Here is a 17,694-nt window from a genome sequence, read left to right on the forward strand (position 1 = left end):
GCATCGCAACGATCGGGGGAGGCGGCATCTTGCCGTCTCCCCTGTTTGTGTAAAAGACTAACCGGGGAGGCAGAATGACCGGATACATCCTAGCCATCGACCAGGGCACCACATCGAGCCGGGCGATCCTGTTCGACGACAAGATGAAGGTCGCCGGCAGCGGGCAGAAGGAATTCACCCAGCACTATCCGGCCTCGGGCTGGGTCGAGCATGACCCCGAAGAGATCTGGTCGAGCGTCGTGACGACGGTGAAGGCTGCGCTGAAGAACGCCGGCTGCGGCGCCTCGGATGTGGCGGCGATCGGGATTACCAACCAGCGCGAGACCGTCGTCATCTGGGACCGGGCGACCGGCAAGCCGATCCACAATGCCATCGTCTGGCAGGACCGCCGCACCGCGCCGCTCTGCCAGAAGCTGAAGAAGCAGGGGTTGGAGAAGAAATTCACCAAGAAGACCGGCCTGCTGCTCGATCCCTATTTCTCCGGCACCAAGATCGCGTGGATGCTGGACAAGGTGAAGGGCGCCGGAAAACGCGCCGAGAAAGGCGAATTGCTCGCCGGCACCATCGACAGTTTTTTGATCTGGCGGCTGACCGGCGGCAAGGTGCATGCGACAGATGCCACCAACGCCTCGCGCACGCTGGTCTACAACATCGAGAAGAATGTCTGGGACGGCGAGCTGTTGTCCATCCTGGGCATCCCGGCCGCAATGCTGCCCGAGGTCAAGGATTGCGCCGACGACTACGGCGTGACGGAGAAAAGCCTGTTCGGCGCTGAGATAAAGATCCTCGGCGTGGCGGGCGACCAGCATGCCGCGACCATCGGCCAGGCCTGTTTCGAGCCGGGCATGATGAAATCGACCTATGGCACCGGCTGCTTTGCGCTGCTCAACACCGGCGCCGATCTGGTGCGCTCGAAAAACCGGCTGTTGACCACCATCGCCTACCGGCTGAACGGCAGGACCACCTACGCGCTGGAAGGCTCGATCTTCATCGCCGGTGCGGCCGTGCAATGGCTGCGCGACGGCATCAAGGTAATCGGCAAGGCCGAGCACAGTGGCGTGCTGGCGGCAACCGCCGACCCGGCGCAGAACGTCTATCTGGTGCCGGCATTCGTTGGCCTCGGCGCGCCGCATTGGGACGCCGAAGCGCGCGGCGCGATCTTCGGGTTGACGCGCAATTCAGGCCCGGCGGAGTTTGCCCGCGCAGCGCTGGAATCCGTTGCCTACCAGACGCGCGACCTGCTCGACGCCATGCGCAAGGACTGGAAGGGCGCTTCGGCAAGAACCGTGCTTCGCGTCGATGGCGGCATGGTCGCCTCCGACTGGACGATGCAGCGGCTGGCCGACATCCTCGATGCGCCGGTCGATCGGCCGACCATCCTGGAGACGACTGCGCTGGGCGCCGCATGGCTCGCCGGCTCGAAGGCCGGCGTGTGGCCGAAGGCGAAGGACTTTGCCAGAAGCTGGGCGCTCGAGCGGCGCTTCAAGCCGGACATGGATGCTGCTGTCCGTTCGGCAAAACTGTCGGGATGGCGCGATGCGGTGCGCAGGACGCTGAGCGTGCAATAAGTGGGCGGTGGGAAGATCGTGCCAGGGCGAGGGGTGAATGAATCCAGATTGGTATGCTGCTTGGCGTGAAGAAGCTTTCGAGCAGCTGAACGCCAAGAACGACCACTTGAATAAGGAATTCCGCCTCGGCACTTGGTCCCGCTACGATTACGACCTGAAGGCTGGAAAGCTTCTGTTCTCTGAGGAAGGAGTCATCAAGGTCGTTTCCGAAATCCAGATTGCGGGCTCAACGAGCGCCAAGGCCGACAACTGGCTCTGGGCCTGGGCAAATTCAAACTTGCCTGGCGAACTTCTTGGGGACGCAAAGCTGGTCCGATCCTTCGGAGAGGAGAACGCCATTCAAGAACTGGCCCAGGCCTATGTGATCGATACAGAGAATGACCTGGAAGCGCTCGGCTGGGAACTGACCGGGGCGATGGTTCGAATTTGCAAGGCCCTTGGCGCCTACCGTTCTCCGCGTGGCGAAGGCGGAGGTCTGTATCTGGTCATCAAGACCATCGGCTGGGCCAGCTAGTCCGCAGTCGCTTCACAGGATGAAAGGAGAGGGCCCATGCCGTTACCAGCATGAGCCCTTTCAGCCTCCCGTATCCGATCAGGCTACGCGATCAATAGGGCGAATAACACTGCTGGCGCGGCCCGTTATAGGGCTGGAACGTATTGTCCGACGCGCGGTAGGACCGGTATCGGTCGTAGCACCACTGGACATGCGAATTGCCCCGGTAGACGCGGTTGTTCTCGCTGTTGACGATCGCGCCAGTGATCAGGGCGCCCGTAGCGAAAGCAGCCAGCGGGAACCAGTAGTCGCCATGACGGCGATAGCCCCTGCGGTATTCGCGATAGCCGCGGTGGCCGTTCCAGTACATGCCATCATTGCGCGCGAAATTGCGGCTGACGCGGAAGTCGCGATTGCCGTTAAAGTTGCGGTGCCTCATCCACGGCTGATAGTCGACCGCCTGCACATTGGACGGAGCCGACGGTGCTTGCGGCACGAACATCTGCGCGGCATCGGCCGGCACGATCGCCGCGGCCGCGAATGAAACTGACAGTGTGGTCGCCAGCAGGCCCGTTGCGATCTTGTTCATGATCTTCTCCTTGAAAGGGTGGTTGGCGTCCCTTGTGGGGAGAAAACGGATCGGCAGTCCTAAGGTTCCGCCAAAAAGGATAAGTTGCTGATTTGTAATGTTTCTTCAGTCGGCTCGAAAAGAGAAGTCCATCTCACGCGCCTGCGGATTAGAAGCGGCGACCTCATTGCGGGAGCGGCTTACCGGGCGTCCCGCCGAGGCAATTTGCGGGGCGTCATGCGATGCCATAAACCTCGGTGAAAGGGCCCTCTTTTTCCGGTTGACCGGTCGCGGTACTCTCCCTATGTTCCGCGCAATTTCGAGGGCGGCCTTTTCGAGCCCGCGGGAGCGCGTAGCTCAGCCGGTAGAGCAACTGACTTTTAATCAGTAGGTCATGGGTTCGAATCCCATCGCGCTCACCAACAAAACCAACATCTTTAGCTTGTGTGCGTCGAGGGCTGTTAGGCGTCTCGGCTAATTGACGGTGGTGCGATGGATGTGATCCAGGGAATCGAGTTCAAGCGGTGAGGATGGAGCGCCAGCGATCGCCTCAATGCGATACCTCCTCACCGGTAAGGGTAGCCAGAAATTAGAAATGGCCGGTGCGGGGGGTTGCTTGGGCAAGCGAGGCGCACCGGCCATTGCGGGTTTGGATTTCGGGGGTCCCCCGCGCTGCCTAAGCTATAGGCATATTAGGAATGACTCAATTACGACTGAAGTCCCTGGGACTTGGCCCGCTCTATAAGCGTTTGCGCAACGCGCTTTCCTCGAAAATGGCTGAGAGGTCTACCTCATCATGAAACTGGGCATGAGGGTCGAAAGCCAGCCAAGACGCCTGAGATCGAAGCTCTCTGAGGCGTGCGCTCTTTGCGAGTCGGGCTTGGTGCTGCTCTTCCTCAAACGGAGAAACAGCGTTGTCATGAGGGTTCATGCGCACTCCCGATTGGCGCCATACCCTAAGTTAACGATTGAGCTTTGAATTGGTTTCCTGTGGCCCGCCGGATCGCGCTGCCGCTGGCCATTGCCTGGCACCTGTACGACGCCCGTGCGCCAGCCAACCTTTTCGTATCGTGCTCACCCGGACCTTGCTGCTGGGGCCGTCCAACCATTGCCAAGGCGTTCTGCAAGTTCGTTGTCACGCATTGGGGCGCGGCTAATGCGGCAAGATGCTGATGACGATGGCCGCCAGCAGCACGGCGATCACTGCAATCACGATCGCCGCGATCCGAATACGCTTCGCCCACACTTTGCGGCGAGGGCTGGCCACTGTCCTGGCATCGTAGGCGCTGTAAATGCGCCGACCATCCTCCTCGAAGCGGTCGCTGTTGGGGTATGCCTTTTTGGGCTTTGGCCTAGGACGAAGAAAGCTCACCTGATTTCTCCCGAGAAACCGCTTCCGGTCCGTGTCTATTAGCACATGCTTGTATTTCTCTTGAAGCGGGAGCATCCTTACAGACGCGCGCGGGGGAGGCCACCAGGTTAACGGTGGAAAGGGGTAGTTCATGGAAACAGTTTGCTCCGTCCCCGGCGGGATTTGTCTCTTGTCGGTTTTCGTCAGTGTCACGATGGCGTTTATCGCCATGGCGCCGTTCGCAGCTACGCGCCTGCTCGTCTTGAGGATGCGCCAGCACTCGGTCGGACACCTTCAACCCGCCTGAATGTGTCGGCAGCGTCCTTCTCGTCTGCTGCGAGCCGCTTGAGCCTTGCCTTCAGGCCCAGGGCTGGCGAGTGATCGCCTTGCCGCTCGCGGTGTTGAAGTCGTAGTGCTTGCAATCAGTAGGTCATGGGTCGGAACCCCATCGCGCTGTGCCTGCGTCGGCCCAGAGCGCAGCTTCCAACCTTGTCGCCAAACCCGTCGCTGGCTAAACTCGAACCTTCCCAGGGGAGGGTTCAACCATGACACTTCAGCTTTCGGCGGATGCCGTAGTCCCTAAGGCGGCAACACCTCAAAAATACCTGTACGGCCCGGTCGCCGATTTCCTGATGCTGGGCGGCAGCGCGTTTCTCATTCTGCCGGTGCTGTTTCTGGTCCCGCTTGAATATGAGGGTCCGGTGGCCGCAACGATGGTTTTCGTGGCCTATCTCGTGAACTATCCCCACTTCGCCCACTCATACCAACTTTTCTATCGCAATTTCGGGCGCAAGGTGTCCGGCGACGGCTACGACCGGAGCCTGCAGCTCCGCTACATCTTCGCGGGCATTGTCGTGCCCCTGGTCATGGCCGGGTTCTTTGCCTATGGCGCGGCGGCGGCGAACACGCGCCTGCTCGGCTATGCAACCAACGCCATGTTCTTTTTCGTCGGCTGGCACTACGTCAAGCAGGGCTACGGCATGCTGATGGTGGATGCGGTGCTCAAGCGCAAATTCTTCGATGATCGCGACAAGAAGGTGCTGCTGGTCAACTCCTATGCCGTCTGGATCCTGGCATGGCTGCAGACGAATACGGCGGTCACCCAGGGCAAATATTACGGCCTCGATTATTACACATTTGCAGCCCCTTCCTGGATAACCGACATTGCCCTTTTTACAGCCATCGCGTCGACGGCTGCCACGCTTTTGATGCTGGTCAATCGCTGGCGAAAGAACGGCGGCGGTCTGCCCTACAACGGCCTGGTGGCCTATATCGCGTCGCTTTATCTCTGGATCCTGATTGCCAGAGTAAACCCGCTCTGGCTGCTGATCGTGCCCGCGCTTCACTCGCTGCAGTATCTCGCCGTGGTCTGGCGCTACCAGACCAATGTCGAGCGCGACAGCTCCGATGCCGAAGGCGATCCGCAGCCGAAGGTCCTGTCCTTTCTCGGCCCCCTCTACAGGTTTCGGCTCCTCGGCTTTATCGTCGGCGGCACCGCTCTTGGCTATCTCGGCTTCTGGCTGATCCCATCGGCGCTGACGGCCTTGATCCCGTACGACCGGCAAGTCCTCGGTTCATCGCTGTTCTTCTTCATCGTGCTGATCTTCATCAACGTGCATCACTACTTCCTAGACAATGTGATGTGGCGCCGCGGCAACCCCGAAGTGTCGAAGTATCTGTTCCGGTAGGCCACAGAATTCAGGGGCTTTCACGAAACCAGCGAAACATTGCCGCCGGCATGGCGCTCGATGCGGCCGGCGAGGTCGAGTTCCAAAAGCACCATGAACACCTGCGCGGCATTGAGGCCGGTGTGGCGGATGATCTCGTCCACCGCCACGGGCGTTGGTCCGAGCGCTTCGAGCACGCCGGCACGCTCGTCCTCGCCGGGCGGCGGCGTTGCCGATAGATCGGGCAGCTTTTCCGGTGGCGAGGGCGCAGCCCTTGGCGTCCGCTTGCCGGCCAGAGGTGCGATCGCTCCGGAAACATCAGCCGCTTCGGTGACAAGCATGGCACCGTCCTTGAGCAGGCCGTTTGAGCCGGCGCAACGCGGATCGAGCGGCGACCCCGGCACGGCAAAGACCAGCCGGCCCATTTCGCCGGCCAGGCGCGCGCTGATCAGCGAGCCGGAGCGTTGCGCCGCCTCGATCACCACCAGTCCGAGGGCCGCACCGGCGACAAGCCGGTTGCGGCGCGGAAAATCCTGCGCCCGCGGCTGCCAGCCGAACGGCATTTCCGAAATGACGGCGCCGCCGCGTTCGGCGATGTCATTGGTGAGACCGGCATTTTCAGGCGGGTAGGGGACATCGAGCCCGCCGGCCAGCACCCCAATCGTGCCGGTCGCAAGGCTGCCCTGATGTGCGGCCGTATCGATGCCGCGCGCCAGGCCGGAGATGATGGCGTAGCCGTCGCGACCGAGGTCAGTCGCCAGCATGCGCGCCATCTTGATCCCGGCGAGCGACGCGTTGCGGGCGCCGACAATGGCGACCGCTGGCAGACGAAAGACGGCGGCCTCGCCCTTCATCGCGATCAGCGGCGGCGGGTTGTCCATGTTTTTCAGCATCGGCGGATAGTCGGCCTCGCCGATGCCGACGAAGCGGGCGCCGTTCGCCCCGGCCGCTTCCAGTTCCGCTTCCGCCTCCTCGACTGAAGGAATGCGCACGATCCTTTTGGCGCCACCCGAAATCATCAACTCGGGCAGCATCTCAAGCGCCGCCTCGGCCGAGCCGAAGCGGTTGATCAGTTCGCGAAACGAGGCTGGGCCGACATTTTGCGTGCGGATCAGGCGCAGCCAGCTCAGCCGCTGCCGGTCGCTAAGGCGCGGCCCGGCGGCAGGCTTGCTCAACCCTTGGCTCCGATCTTGCCCTCGCTGCCGGCGAGAAGTCTTGAGATATTTTCCCGGTGCTTGAAGATGACGATCAGGCTCATCACCACAAACAGGCCTGCGGTCTCAGGCGTGCTCCAGAAATAAAGCGCAATCGGCACGATGACCGCCGCCGTAAGCGCAGCCAGCGAGGAGTAGCGAAACAGGAAGGCCATCGCCAGCCAGACGACGATGAAGATCAGCGCCACATGCCAACCGAGTGCAATCAGCACGCCGAGATAGGTCGCCACGCCCTTGCCGCCCTTGAAACCAAGCCAGACCGGAAACAGATGACCAAGGAAGGCGCCAAGGCCTGCCCAGAGTCCAAGGCCGGCCCACAATCCGAAGTCGTGTCCAAAATGGCGCGCGATCATCACCGCCGCCGTACCCTTCAGCGCGTCGAGCACCAGCGTCGCGGCAGCCAGGCCCTTATTGCCGGTGCGCAGCACATTGGTGGCGCCGATATTGCCGGAGCCGATCTTGCGCACATCGCCGAGACCGGCGGCGCGGGTGATCAGCAGACCGAAGGGAATCGAACCGAGGAGATAGCCGAACAGCAATGCCAGGATGACGTTGTAACTCATTGTTTCCCCCCGCATTTCCCTGGCAGCAGATCGACGCGCGACGTGCCGCGATCGATCTAGGCTGAAAACACTGTGCGGCCCGCCACCAGCGTTTGCAAGACCATGCCTTGCAGCCGCGCGCCTTCGAAACAGGTGTTTTTCGACCGCGATCGGATGCCGCTTTCACTGACGATCCAGGGTTCTTCGAGGTCGATGACCGCGAGATCGGCCGGCGCGCCGGGCTTCAGACTGCCGCCCGGCAGGCCGAACAATTTCGCTGGCGCGGTCGACAGCGTCTCGACCAGTTTGAGCAGTGGCACATCGCCATTGTGGTAGAGCCGCAGTGCGGCGCCCAGCAGAGTCTCCAGGCCGATCGCGCCGGCAGCGGCATCGGCGAAGGGCAGGCGCTTGGTGTCGACATCCTGCGGGTCGTGCGAGGAGACGATGATGTCGATCGTGCCGTCCTTGACTGCCGCGATCATGGCCAGCCGGTCCTCTTCGGCGCGCAAGGGCGGCGTCAGCCGGAAGAAGGTGCGGTATTCCCCGACATCGTTCTCGTTGAGCGACAGATTGTGGATCGCAACGCCTGCGGTGACATTGGCCTGGTCGGCTTTCGCCCGCGTCACCGCTTGCGCGGCCATTTCTGTCGAGATCTTGGCCGCATGGTAGGCGCCGTGCGTCAGCCGCGCCAGCGCCAGGTCGCGCTCCAGTGGGATGGACTCGGCCTCGCGCGGAATGCCGGCAAGGCCGAGCCAGCTGGCATAGAGGCCCTCATTCATCACGCCTGCAGAGGCCAGATCGCCATCCTGCGTCTCATGCGCGATGACGCCGCCGAAATCGCGGGCATAGGTCAGGGCGCGGCGCATCACCAGCGCGCTGGATATTGTGTGGCGGCCGTCGGTGAAGGCGACCGCGCCGGCTTCGCGCAGCAGGCCGAACTCGGTCATCTCGCGGCCGGCCAGGCCTTTGGTGATTGCTGCGGCCGGAAAGATATTGACGATTGCCGTGTCCCGCGCGGTGCGCAGCACGAATTCGACCAGCGCGACATTGTCGATCACCGGATCGGTGTCGGGCATCATGACAACGGAGGTGACACCGCCGGCCGCCGCCGCCACGCTTGCCGATGCGATCGTCTCGCGATGTTCGCCCCCGGGCTCGCCGATGAAGACGCGCGCGTCGATCAGGCCGGGGATGATCGCCTTGCCGGCGCAGTCGACGACTGTGGCTCCGGCCGGCGCCCCTTGGTTCAGGGCAGCCTTGCCAGCCGCAACGATCTTCTTGCCCTCGACGATGACGGTGCCGACTTCGTCGATGCCGCGTGACGGGTCGACGATGCGGGCGCGCTCAAAGACCGTCGTGCTCATGCGCCACGGCCCTCGTTGCGGCGCGGATCGAGCAGCGCTTCCATCACCGCCATGCGCACGGCCACACCCATCTCGACCTGTTCCTGGATGACGCTTTGCGGGCCATCGGCGATTTCGGAGGCGATTTCGACGCCGCGGTTCATCGGCCCGGGATGCATGACCAGCGCGCCTTCCTTGGCCGCCTTCAGCTTTTCCGCGTCGAGGCCGAAATAGCGGAAATATTCGCGCACCGAAGGCACGAAGGCGCCTTCCATGCGCTCGCGCTGCAGGCGCAGCATCATCACCACGTCGGCCCCCTTTAGCCCTTCGGCCATCGAGCGCGAGACAATGACACCCATTTTCTCGATGCCGGACGGCAACAGCGTCGACGGCGCCACGACGCGCACCTGCGCGCCAAGCGCGTTCAGAAGCATGATGTTCGAGCGGGCGACGCGCGAATGCAGGATGTCGCCGCAGATCGCCACGATCAGCTTCGACAGCGGTCCCTTGGCACGGCGGATGGTCAGCGCGTCAAGCAGCGCCTGCGTCGGGTGCTCATGCGCGCCGTCGCCGGCGTTCACCACCGAGCAGCCGACCTTCTGCGCCAGAAGGGCAGCAGCGCCCGCCGACTGGTGGCGGATGATCAATATGTCGGGACGCATGGCGTTCAGCGTCATCGCCGTATCGATCAGCGTTTCGCCCTTCTTCACCGAAGAGCTCGCCACCGACATGTTCATGACGTCGGCGCCAAGCCGTTTACCGGCGAGTTCGAATGATGATTGCGTACGGGTCGAGGCTTCGTAAAAGAGGTTGATCTGGGTGCGGCCACGCAGCGTCGAGGTCTTTTTCTCGGACTGCCGCGAAATGGCGACGGCGCGATCGGCCCGGTCGAGCAAAAGCTCGATATCCCCGGGGGAAAGATCGCGGATGCCCAGAAGATGGCGATGAGGATAAAGCGGCAGGGACGAAGCGTCGGTCATCTCAAGGCGCTGCTATAGGGGGGAGAATTCCTTGCCGCAAGCGCCAGCTTGGGATTGCGGCCTTTCTCCCCGGTATTTTCGTCGCGCGCGCCGCCGACCTTGGGCTATATCTAGCTGGTGGCTTCGGATTCGAGGCCTTGTGTGATGACAAGGCCATTCTACCTTCAGAAGGATTGGGCGTGACCGACGACGTGACCAACCAGCCGCCGCCGCTGACGGGCGGCAACGCCTGGCGGGGCGATCCGTTGCTGATCCAGCTCGCCGAGCGCTTTTCCGATCCGGTGCGCAAGGATCTCGACGGGCTTGGCCGGTTCGTCCTGACGCAGGAGGCGCAGGAGCTGGCGCGCCTCGCCAATGTCGAGACGCCGAAGCTCAGGACACATGACCGCCAGGGCCGGCGCATCGACCAGGTCGAATTCCACCCGGCCTATCACGCGCTGATGCGCCGCTCGATCGCCGGCGGGCTGCATTCCTCGATCTGGGAAAATGGCGACAACGAGATCGGCCGCCGCCATCAGGTGCGCGCTGCGCGTTTCTATCTGACTGCCGAACTCGAGACGGGGCATCTGTGCCCTATCACCATGACCAGCGCTTCGCTGGCCGCCCTGATGGCCAGTCCAAAACTGTTTCGCGAATGGGCGCCGCGCGTGACGACGCGCAAATACGACCAGAGCCAGAAGCCGCCGGTCGAAAAGACCGGGCTGACGCTCGGCATGGGAATGACCGAAAAGCAGGGCGGCACCGACGTGCGCGCCAACACCACGCGGGCCGAGCGTGCCGGCAGCGGCTTTTATCGCCTGACCGGCCACAAATGGTTCATGTCGGCGCCGATGTCGGACGCTTTTCTCGTGCTCGGACAGGCGCCGGAAGGACTTTCCTGCTTTCTTGTGCCGCGCATTCTCGGCGACGGCTCCGGCAACGGTTTCCGCTTCCAGCGGCTGAAGGACAAGCTCGGCAATCGCTCCAACGCCTCCTCGGAGGTCGAGTTCGTCAATGCCATCGGCGAGATGGTCGGCGAGCCCGGCGCCGGGGTGAAGACGATCATGGACATGGTCACATTGACCCGGCTCGACTGTGCCGTCGCCTCGTCGGCGATCATGCGCGCCGGCCTTGCCGAGGCCGTCCATCATACCCGCCACCGCCAGGTGTTCGGCTCGACGCTGATCGAACAGCCATTGATGCAGCGCGTGCTGGCCGACATGGCGCTCGATGTCGCCGCCGCCACGGCACTCTCGTTCCGGCTTGCACGCTCCTTCGACGAGGCGGCCAGCGACCGCGGTGAGGCGGCCTTTGCCCGTGCCATGACCCCGGTGGTCAAGTACTGGGTCTGCAAGATTGCGCCGCCGCTGCTCTATGAGGCGATGGAGTGCCTTGGCGGCAATGGCTATGTCGAGGAAGCGCCGCTCGCCCGCTACTACCGCGAAGCCCCGGTCAACGCGATCTGGGAAGGATCGGGCAATGTCATGGCGCTCGATGTGCTGCGCGTGCTTGGCCGCGCGCCCGGCCTGTTCGAGGAGGTGCTGGCCGGCATCGACCGCGATCTCGGCGCCGGCGGACGCGGCACTATCGGCGTGCTCAAGGCAGCTATGCAGGTTGCCGGCACCGATGAGGGGTCAGCCCGTCTGCTCACCGAACAGCTGGCGCTGTCGGCGGCGGCGGCGGAATTGCGCCGGCTGGGGGCAGGGCGGATCGCCGATGCCTTCGTCGAGACGCGGCTCGCCGGCCAGTGGCGCAACACCTACGGCATGCTCGATTCGCGCCACGATGCGCGCATGATCATCGACACCCTCTATCCGCCGGTCAACTGAAGCCGGCTGCACAGCTTTTCGCCACGAATTTACTGCCGCCTGTGGATGGACGTTAACCTTAACAAATGGTTTCCGTTGCAGCGGCGGGCCGCAAAGCCCACTGTCTTTGTCACCAAAGCAGGAATGCCATGCGTGCTATTTTGACCTCTTTTCTGGCCTTGCACTGGGCGGTGGTTTTCGCCCTGCTGGCGTTCATCTGTATGGATGGAAACCGCGGTGTTGCAGGCGCTCTGGGGGTACTTGGCGTCGTCGTGGAAAACGCCCTTCCGGTCGATCTCGACAACGCTGCCGTCGTGGCGCCGCTGGCCATTGCGTTGCTGGTCGTCGCGGTGCTGTTTTGCTGGGTCTTCGTCGAGAGTTTGGTTAACGCCGCAGCGAGCCCGGACGGAGCCGACAGTGTGGCGCGGACCGCCTTTATTTCCGCGTCCGCCGTCCTGTCGCTCATCCTGATCGGCGGCGCCGCGCAAGGCATCAACGGCCTGTTCATGGTTGTGGCCGTGCAACTGGCGGCACTTCTGGCCTCCTACGTCGCCATGCTTGCCGAGCGGAGATCGGTTTTCGCCGGCGCGGTTTCGCGGGAGGCCGAGAGCCGCGCCACGGCGCATGCGATGGCACAAGGCGCCGCGCACGGATCCTTGCTGTCGCGTATTTCCGGCCGGCCCGACATTGGTCCCAGAGATGGCGGTCCCAGAGATGGTGGCCACAGAGATGGTGGCAACAGAGGCGGCTCCAGCCGCAGGGACGGTCACTGATGCGTACGCTGTTCGCATTGTGGGCCGCGCCTCTCACGTTGTTCTGGGGCTGGTTCTTCCTGTCGCTCAACGACATCAATTTCGGCTACGTCATGCTCAGCCGGCAACTGCACGATGTCGTGTTCCAGCTCTACGGCCAGATGCTGGGCATCGATCCGGCGATCATTCCGGGTATGGTGGCAAGGGCCTGCGTCTTTGACGGCTTCCTGCTGATGGCGTTGTGGGCGTTCCGCCGCCGGCGCAACATCATGGCCTGGATCAGGCGAAAGGTGGGAAATCCGGTTCCGTCCGATCGGATGAGCCAAGCGACTGGAGCCGGTCCAGAACTCCCTGCAGAATAAAGGCCGCCGCCGCCGAATCGATCTTGCCGGCGCGCTTTCGGCGCGAGAAATCCATCTCGATCAGCGTCCGCTCGGCCGCGACTGTCGACAGCCGTTCGTCCCATAGCACGAAGGGCAGGTCGGTCATCCCAGCCATGTTGCGCACGAAGGCGCGGGATTTCTGGGCGCGGGGACCTTCGGACCCGTCCATATTGATGGGCAGGCCGAGCACAAACGCGCCGATATTGTCCTTCTGCAATTGGGCAAGCAGCGCTGCCGCATCCAGCGAAAACTTCTTACGCAGGATCACCGGGCGCGGATGGGCGAAGGACAGGCCGCGGTCGGAAACAGCGACGCCGATCGTCTTGTCGCCGAGGTCGAGCCCGGCCAGCGTCCTGCCGCCTTCCAGGCGTGCCGGCAGATCCTCGATTGCTATGATGCCCAAGGGCTTTCCCCAAACCGGTTTTATCGTGACCCAGTCTTACCATTGCGGTGAGCGTGACACGTTCTTTTGAACCGCGACCATACTATGTCACTTTAATTTTGCAGCCGGCGTTCTATGTTCCGGCGCAACCAAAATCGAGGAACACGATTGATGAAATTGACCTGGTACGGACATTCGGCCTTTCGCATCGAGACATCAGGCGCGACCATCCTGATCGACCCCTATCTCATCGGCAATCCGTCATGGACGGGCGGTTGGGAAGGGCCGGCCGAAGGCGTCACCCATGTGCTTTTGACCCACGGCCACAATGACCATGTCAGCGGCGCGGTCGAAGTGCTGAAGAAGAGCGGCGCCCAGCTGGTCGCCAATTTCGAGATATGCATGTACCTGGTCGGCAAGGGTGTCGACGGCAACAAGATCAATCCCGGCAATCTCGGCGGCACCGTCGATTGCGGCGCCTTCACCACCACTTTCGTCCAGGCGCTGCATTCCTCGTCGTTCGGCCTCGATGGCGGTCAGAACGTCTATCTCGGCAATCCCGGCGGGCTGGTCCTGCATTTCCCGGAGGACAAGACGCTCTACCATATGGGCGACACCGACATCTTTTCCGACATGGCGCTGATCAATGAATTGCATGAGCCGAAGATCGGCATCGTGCCGGTCGGCGACCGCTTCACCATGGGCGGGGCGGTGGCGGCCCTTGCCTGCCGGCGCTTCTTCCACTTCGACACTGTCGTTCCCTGTCACTTCGGCACTTTCCCGATCATCGACCCGACGGCGGAAAAGTTCGTCGCCGGCCTCGAAGGATCTGACGTCGACGTGGCCTTGCCAGCAATCGGTCAAACGATCACACTATAGAGCGATCGTTTTGGACGATCCCTTGTCGCAAAAGGGAATGAAACCATGGGCTTGAGAAGGACTCTTTGCGTGTCGATGCTGGTTGCGGCGTCACCCGCATCGGCCGCCGAGGACTTCATCAAGGGCGTCTATCTCCAAACCCAGGAGCTCTGCGTGCAAGCCAAAAAGGACACGTTGCAGACCCTGATCGACGCCGGCAACGTCATCTTGTCGGCGGACGGCCTGCAAAGCGTCGAGTACAATTGCGAGTTCGTCCAGGTCACCAAGGCGACGCGCTCGCCGAGTTGGGCGGTCACCGCCATCTGCCAGGAGCCGGGCTTTCTCTTTCCCGACGTGCTGTCGATCACGCAGATGAACGCGACGCAAATCGACATCGTCTCGGTGCGCCCGACCGCCGATGAAGGCGAGCAGGCCGGCAATGGCGGCAGCTATTACCTCTGCGACGGCGTGTCCCTGCCTTAGAGCAATATAAGAGGCTGAAATTGTCGCCGGCGGCATGATGCACCGCACACATCCGCATGCTAGCGTGAAGCCATGGGGATGCTGAAACGGATGGGATCGCTTTTGCGGGCAGAGCAGCCGGTGTTCCGGAAGCTTGAACTGCATGTCGCGCATGGCTGCAACCTGGCCTGCGAAAGCTGTTCGCACTATTCCAACCATGCCCATTCCGGCACGGTGTCGCTTGAGGATGCCGACCGCTGGATGGGATTGTGGAGCCGGCGCGTCTCGGTCACCCGGTTTTCCCTGCTTGGCGGCGAACCCACCATCCATCCGCAATTGCCGCAATTCGTCGGTCTGGTGCGGCGGCATTGGCCGCATACCCAGATCGAGATCGTCTCGAACGGCTTCTTCCTGCATCGCCACCCGACGCTGCCAACCGTCCTTGCGGCGGACCCGGACGCCCGCCTCGTCATCTCGGTTCATCACGATTCCGAAGAGTATCGCGACCGGCTGAAACCTGTCTTCGCCTTGCTGGAACAATGGCGGCAGGAGCACGGCTTCGTCGCCAGGGTGCGTCCGGCGCACAAGAACTGGACCCGGCGTTACGAAGGTTTTGGCGACACCATGCTGCCATTCGAGGACGGCGACCCGCGTGCCAGCTGGGAGGCCTGTCCGGCCCGCCACTGCAAGCAACTCCTCGATGGGCGCGTCTGGAAATGCGCTCCACTCGCCTATCTGCCGATGCAGAAGGCAAAATACCGCCTTGCCGACAAATGGGATCGCTATCTCGCCTATCAGCCGCTCGACCCGGATTGCTCGCGCGCCGAACTCGACGCTTTCGCCGCCCTCGAGGACGAAGCCGCGTGCGGCATGTGTCCGGCCAAGGAACGCCTGTTCGAATTGCCGCTCCCGTTGCGTCGGCCGAAGGTACGGGGCGGCACCGCCGTGCAGTCCTGAGAACGATCGATGTTGCGCGGCACGCGCCGCGCCGCTATAGCGCCATCTGGTTTTCCCAAAGGCTAAAGACATGTCCGTTGATCTGCAGACAGTGAAGCGCGTCGCGCGTCTCGCCCGCATTGCGGTGAGCGAGGAAGACGCCGAACGCATGACCGGCGAGCTGAACGCCATTCTGGGCTTTGTCGAGCAACTGAACGAGGTCGATGTCTCCGGCGTCGAGCCGATGACCTCGGTGACGCCGATGGAGATGAAGAAGCGAGAAGATATCGTCACAGACGGCAACAAGGCCGCCGATATCGTCGCCAACGCGCCGGCCACTGAAGAGAATTTCTTCCTCGTGCCGAAGGTCGTGGAGTAGGCGGCCGATGGCAATCGAGATCGCCATCGAAACGCCGCTGCAGGACGACGTGCGCACCCTGGTCGAGGAGCTCAACGCCACGCTGCTCGAACTAACGCCGTCGGAACATTGCTATCATCTGACGGTCGAGCAGATGGCCGGTGAGGATACCACCGTCTTCATCGCCCGCGACGAAGGCCTTGCCATCGGCTGCGGCGCGCTGAAGCGCCATGATGCCACCGTCGGCGAGGTCAAGCGCATGTACACACGGCCCTCGCATCGCGGAAAAAAGATCGGCGCCAAGATCGTCGAGCAGGTCGAGACGCTGGCGCGTCAAGAAGGATTGAAGCGGCTGGTGCTGGAAACCGGCGATCGCCATCCCGCCGCCTGGACCGTCTATGAACGCGCCGGCTTCTCGCGTTGCGGCCCGGTGCTGGATTATCCCGATTCCGAGTGGTCGGTGTTTTACGAAAAGAGCCTTTGATGAGCGAACTGACCCATCTGACGATTTCGCGGGCCCGCGCCAAGCTGCGCGGCAAGGAGATCTCCGCCGCCGAGATCACCGAGGCCTATCTCTCGGCAATCGAGCGCGCCAATCCGTCGCTGAACGCCTATATCGTCGTCACCGGCGACAAAGCGCGCGATATGGCCAAGGCCTCGGATGCCAAGCTGGCGAAAGGCGAGGGCGGTGCGCTGGAAGGCATTCCGCTCGGCATCAAGGACCTGTTCGGCACCGAAGGTGTCCACACGCAGGCCTGCAGCCATGTGCTGGACGGCTTCAAGCCGCGCTACGAATCGACCGTCACCGCCAATCTGTGGGCCGACGGTGCCGTCATGCTGGGCAAGCTCAACATGGACGAGTTCGCCATGGGCTCGTCCAACGAAACCTCCTACTACGGCCCGGTCGTCAATCCGTGGCGGCGCTCGCGCCTCGACACGGTAGTGATGCCGACCACGCATCAGGGCGATGGCGGCTTTGTTTCGGCTGGCGGCACCAAGACCGCACGGACTCTTGACAACGCACAGCTGGTTCCCGGCGGCTCGTCGGGTGGCTCGGCGTCCGCTGTCTCGGCCTTCCTGTGCGCCGGTGCCACCGCCACCGACACCGGCGGCTCGATCCGCCAGCCCGCTGCCTTCACCGGCACGGTCGGCATCAAGCCGACCTATGGCCGCTGCTCGCGCTGGGGCATCGTCGCCTTCGCCTCGTCGCTTGATCAGGCCGGTCCGATCGCCCGCGACGTGCGCGACGCTGCGATCATGCTGAAATCGATGGCCTCGGTCGATGCCAAGGACACCACCTCGGTTGACCGGCCGGTGCCGGACTATGAGGCGGCGATCGGCAAGCCGATCAAGGGCATGAAGGTCGGCATTCCCAGGGAATACCGCGTCGACGGCATGCCGGAGGAGATCGAGGCGCTGTGGCAGAAGGGCATTGCCTGGCTGAAGGATGCCGGCGCCGAGATCGTCGACATTTCCCTGCCGCACACCAAATATGCTTTGCCGGCTTATTACATCGTCGCGCCTGCCGAGGCGTCGTCCAATCTCGCGCGCTATGACGGCGTCCGCTACGGCCTGCGCGTGCCGGGCAAGGACATTGTCGACATGTATGAAAAGACCCGCGCCGCCGGTTTCGGCCGCGAGGTCAAGCGCCGCATCATGATCGGCACCTATGTGCTGTCTGCCGGCTACTATGACGCCTACTATCTGCAGGCACAGAAGGTGCGCAATCTGATCAAGCGCGACTTCGAGACCGTCTTTGCAGCCGGCGTCGACGTCATCCTGACGCCGGCGACGCCGTCCGCCGCCTTCGGCATCGCCGACGAGGACATGGCAGCCGACCCGGTGAAGATGTATCTCAATGATATCTTCACGGTGACCGTGAACATGGCCGGCCTGCCGGGCATTGCCGTGCCCGCCGGCCTCGACGCCAAGGGCCTGCCGCTCGGCCTGCAGCTGATCGGCCGTCCGTTCGACGAGGAAACCCTGTTCCAGACCGCCGACGTCATCGAGCAGGCGGCAGGAACCTTCCAGCCGGAGAAATGGTGGTAGC

General features: G+C 62.8%; 19 protein-coding genes and 1 tRNA gene. 13 read left to right on the top strand and 7 right to left on the bottom strand.

Features of this window, described 5'->3' with window-relative positions:
* The first annotated feature begins 74 nt into the window (after positions 1–74).
* Positions 75–1,568: a glycerol kinase GlpK gene (glpK, locus tag AC1DYO_RS22430; RefSeq protein WP_477266676.1), complete on the top strand. Its 1,494-nt coding sequence runs from the start codon at positions 75–77 to the stop codon at positions 1,566–1,568.
* 37 nt (positions 1,569–1,605) lie between these two features.
* Positions 1,606–2,082, top strand: a complete 477-nt coding sequence (locus AC1DYO_RS22435; protein WP_477266677.1) for a DUF6882 domain-containing protein — start codon at positions 1,606–1,608, stop codon at positions 2,080–2,082.
* A gap of 91 nt (positions 2,083–2,173) precedes the next feature.
* On the opposite strand, the gene AC1DYO_RS22440 is transcribed toward AC1DYO_RS22435, so the two are convergent.
* A complete protein-coding gene (locus AC1DYO_RS22440) occupies positions 2,174–2,650 on the bottom strand; it encodes a BA14K family protein (RefSeq protein ID WP_477266678.1) in 477 nt (158 codons plus the stop codon).
* Between the two features lie 325 nt (positions 2,651–2,975).
* On the opposite strand from AC1DYO_RS22440, the gene AC1DYO_RS22445 reads away from it, so the two are divergent.
* Positions 2,976–3,051 (top strand) — tRNA-Lys (locus tag AC1DYO_RS22445).
* A 731-nt stretch (positions 3,052–3,782) separates the two neighbouring features.
* Here AC1DYO_RS22445 and AC1DYO_RS22450 read toward each other — a convergent pair.
* Positions 3,783–4,001 (bottom strand): hypothetical protein, encoded by a 219-nt coding sequence (locus AC1DYO_RS22450; RefSeq protein ID WP_477266679.1) that lies wholly within the window; start codon positions 3,999–4,001, stop codon positions 3,783–3,785.
* A gap of 524 nt (positions 4,002–4,525) precedes the next feature.
* Between AC1DYO_RS22450 and AC1DYO_RS22455 the strand changes: the two genes are divergently transcribed.
* Complete coding sequence (locus AC1DYO_RS22455) at positions 4,526–5,668, top strand: hypothetical protein (RefSeq protein ID WP_477266680.1); 1,143 nt, start codon at positions 4,526–4,528, stop codon at positions 5,666–5,668.
* A 20-nt stretch (positions 5,669–5,688) separates the two neighbouring features.
* Here the strand turns inward: AC1DYO_RS22455 and dprA are convergent, their stop codons facing one another.
* The 4 genes from dprA to AC1DYO_RS22475 are packed head-to-tail and all read right to left on the bottom strand — an operon-like array spanning position 5,689 to position 9,726.
* Positions 5,689–6,822 (bottom strand): DNA-processing protein DprA, encoded by a 1,134-nt coding sequence (dprA, locus tag AC1DYO_RS22460; RefSeq protein WP_477266681.1) that lies wholly within the window; start codon positions 6,820–6,822, stop codon positions 5,689–5,691.
* On the bottom strand, positions 6,819–7,424 hold the full coding sequence (gene plsY / locus AC1DYO_RS22465; protein WP_477266682.1) for a glycerol-3-phosphate 1-O-acyltransferase PlsY: 606 nt from the start codon (positions 7,422–7,424) through the stop codon (positions 6,819–6,821). Before plsY ends, dprA begins: the two co-directional genes overlap by 4 nt.
* Positions 7,425–7,480: 56 nt before the next feature.
* Complete coding sequence (locus AC1DYO_RS22470) at positions 7,481–8,767, bottom strand: dihydroorotase (protein ID WP_477266683.1); 1,287 nt, start codon at positions 8,765–8,767, stop codon at positions 7,481–7,483.
* On the bottom strand, positions 8,764–9,726 hold the full coding sequence (locus AC1DYO_RS22475; RefSeq protein ID WP_477266684.1) for an aspartate carbamoyltransferase catalytic subunit: 963 nt from the start codon (positions 9,724–9,726) through the stop codon (positions 8,764–8,766). Before AC1DYO_RS22475 ends, AC1DYO_RS22470 begins: the two co-directional genes overlap by 4 nt.
* Positions 9,727–9,905: 179 nt before the next feature.
* Between AC1DYO_RS22475 and AC1DYO_RS22480 the strand changes: the two genes are divergently transcribed.
* The 3 genes from AC1DYO_RS22480 (at position 9,906) to AC1DYO_RS22490 (ending at position 12,627) form a co-directional block, all read left to right on the top strand.
* Positions 9,906–11,534 carry a DNA alkylation response protein gene (locus AC1DYO_RS22480; protein WP_181057087.1) on the top strand — a complete coding sequence of 543 codons (1,629 nt, stop codon included), beginning with the start codon at positions 9,906–9,908 and terminating at the stop codon, positions 11,532–11,534.
* Between the two features lie 128 nt (positions 11,535–11,662).
* Positions 11,663–12,286: a hypothetical protein gene (locus AC1DYO_RS22485; protein WP_477266736.1), complete on the top strand. Its 624-nt coding sequence runs from the start codon at positions 11,663–11,665 to the stop codon at positions 12,284–12,286.
* Positions 12,286–12,627: a DUF6105 family protein gene (locus tag AC1DYO_RS22490; RefSeq protein WP_477266685.1), complete on the top strand. Its 342-nt coding sequence runs from the start codon at positions 12,286–12,288 to the stop codon at positions 12,625–12,627. Before AC1DYO_RS22485 ends, AC1DYO_RS22490 begins: the two co-directional genes overlap by 1 nt.
* Here the strand turns inward: AC1DYO_RS22490 and ruvX are convergent.
* On the bottom strand, positions 12,545–13,051 hold the full coding sequence (ruvX, locus tag AC1DYO_RS22495) for a Holliday junction resolvase RuvX (protein WP_477266686.1): 507 nt from the start codon (positions 13,049–13,051) through the stop codon (positions 12,545–12,547). The genes AC1DYO_RS22490 and ruvX overlap by 83 nt on opposite strands.
* 150 nt (positions 13,052–13,201) lie before the next feature.
* Here ruvX and AC1DYO_RS22500 point away from each other — a divergent pair, with 150 nt between their 5' ends.
* From AC1DYO_RS22500 to AC1DYO_RS22525, 6 genes are all read left to right on the top strand, one after another.
* Positions 13,202–13,909, top strand: coding sequence for a metal-dependent hydrolase (locus AC1DYO_RS22500; protein ID WP_477266687.1), 708 nt, complete (start codon positions 13,202–13,204; stop codon positions 13,907–13,909).
* A gap of 75 nt (positions 13,910–13,984) precedes the next feature.
* Positions 13,985–14,371, top strand: a complete 387-nt coding sequence (locus tag AC1DYO_RS22505; RefSeq protein WP_477266737.1) for a hypothetical protein — start codon at positions 13,985–13,987, stop codon at positions 14,369–14,371.
* Between the two features lie 120 nt (positions 14,372–14,491).
* A complete protein-coding gene (locus tag AC1DYO_RS22510) occupies positions 14,492–15,307 on the top strand; it encodes a radical SAM protein (protein ID WP_477266688.1) in 816 nt (271 codons plus the stop codon).
* A 70-nt stretch (positions 15,308–15,377) separates the two neighbouring features.
* Positions 15,378–15,665: an Asp-tRNA(Asn)/Glu-tRNA(Gln) amidotransferase subunit GatC gene (gene gatC, locus AC1DYO_RS22515; RefSeq protein WP_112561613.1), complete on the top strand. Its 288-nt coding sequence runs from the start codon at positions 15,378–15,380 to the stop codon at positions 15,663–15,665.
* Positions 15,666–15,672: 7 nt separating this feature from the next.
* Positions 15,673–16,128 carry a GNAT family N-acetyltransferase gene (locus AC1DYO_RS22520; protein WP_477266689.1) on the top strand — a complete coding sequence of 152 codons (456 nt, stop codon included), beginning with the start codon at positions 15,673–15,675 and terminating at the stop codon, positions 16,126–16,128.
* The gene (locus tag AC1DYO_RS22525; RefSeq protein WP_477266690.1) at positions 16,128–17,693 is read left to right on the top strand and encodes an amidase; all 1,566 of its coding nucleotides are present in this window, start codon (positions 16,128–16,130) and stop codon (positions 17,691–17,693) included. Before AC1DYO_RS22520 ends, AC1DYO_RS22525 begins: the two co-directional genes overlap by 1 nt.
* Position 17,694 lies beyond the last annotated feature (1 nt).

This window comes from Mesorhizobium sp. P2_F5, from assembly GCF_056403715.1.

Excerpts from the sequence above, each read along its gene's own strand:
- AC1DYO_RS22470 (WP_477266683.1), bottom strand. The coding sequence starts at position 8,767 with ATGAGCACGACGGTCTTTGAGCGCGCCCGCATCGTCGACCCGTCACGC.
- AC1DYO_RS22435 (WP_477266677.1), top strand. The coding sequence starts at position 1,606 with ATGAATCCAGATTGGTATGCTGCTTGGCGTGAAGAAGCTTTCGAGCAG.
- AC1DYO_RS22505 (WP_477266737.1), top strand. The coding sequence starts at position 13,985 with ATGCTGGTTGCGGCGTCACCCGCATCGGCCGCCGAGGACTTCATCAAG.
- AC1DYO_RS22490 (WP_477266685.1), top strand. The coding sequence starts at position 12,286 with ATGCGTACGCTGTTCGCATTGTGGGCCGCGCCTCTCACGTTGTTCTGG.
- plsY (WP_477266682.1), bottom strand. The coding sequence starts at position 7,424 with ATGAGTTACAACGTCATCCTGGCATTGCTGTTCGGCTATCTCCTCGGT.
- AC1DYO_RS22500 (WP_477266687.1), top strand. The coding sequence starts at position 13,202 with ATGAAATTGACCTGGTACGGACATTCGGCCTTTCGCATCGAGACATCA.
- glpK (WP_477266676.1), top strand. The coding sequence starts at position 75 with ATGACCGGATACATCCTAGCCATCGACCAGGGCACCACATCGAGCCGG.
- AC1DYO_RS22440 (WP_477266678.1), bottom strand. The coding sequence starts at position 2,650 with ATGAACAAGATCGCAACGGGCCTGCTGGCGACCACACTGTCAGTTTCA.
- AC1DYO_RS22475 (WP_477266684.1), bottom strand. The coding sequence starts at position 9,726 with ATGACCGACGCTTCGTCCCTGCCGCTTTATCCTCATCGCCATCTTCTG.
- AC1DYO_RS22525 (WP_477266690.1), top strand. The coding sequence starts at position 16,128 with ATGAGCGAACTGACCCATCTGACGATTTCGCGGGCCCGCGCCAAGCTG.
- AC1DYO_RS22485 (WP_477266736.1), top strand. The coding sequence starts at position 11,663 with ATGCGTGCTATTTTGACCTCTTTTCTGGCCTTGCACTGGGCGGTGGTT.
- AC1DYO_RS22520 (WP_477266689.1), top strand. The coding sequence starts at position 15,673 with ATGGCAATCGAGATCGCCATCGAAACGCCGCTGCAGGACGACGTGCGC.
- gatC (WP_112561613.1), top strand. The coding sequence starts at position 15,378 with ATGTCCGTTGATCTGCAGACAGTGAAGCGCGTCGCGCGTCTCGCCCGC.
- AC1DYO_RS22455 (WP_477266680.1), top strand. The coding sequence starts at position 4,526 with ATGACACTTCAGCTTTCGGCGGATGCCGTAGTCCCTAAGGCGGCAACA.